At 46.9% G+C, this 508-nt stretch carries 1 protein-coding gene; it reads left to right on the forward strand.

The genetic code is table 11. The features are described 5' to 3' along the window. The coding region (locus R8N49_RS30725; RefSeq protein ID WP_412034948.1) for an AMP-binding enzyme at positions 1 to 508 on the forward strand (508 nt) is incomplete at both ends.

Here is a 508-nt window from a genome sequence, read left to right on the forward strand (position 1 = left end):
GAGCTGGTTTGCGCCAATTCACTGCCTAATTTCCCTTCTGGGTTCTGGCGTGATTCAGGCGAGCGTTACCATCACGCTTACTGGGATAAGTTTGATAATGTTTGGCATCATGGCGACGATGTAGAAAAAAGTGAGGTTGGCGGTTTTGTCTTTTATGGCCGTAGTGACACCACTCTTAATCCAGGTGGCGTCAGAATTGGTACCGCAGAAATTTACCAACAGGTGAATGCTATTGATGGCATTGTCGACTCCATCGCAGTTGGGAAAGAAGTGGATCGAAATGAACAGATCTGGCTTTTTGTTCAATTAGAAAGCCAAGATGAGTTGGATGATGAGTTAATCGGCAGCATTAAAGCGCAGCTGAAATCGGCCTGTTCACCACGCCATGTGCCGAGTGCCATTTTCGCCATCAGCGATATTCCGAAAACGCGATCAGGCAAACTGGTAGAACTTGCCGTCAAGCAAGTAGTCAATGGTCGACAAGTTGAAAACTTAGGCGCAATTGCCA

It is taken from the genome of Vibrio sp. 1978, assembly GCF_033344345.1.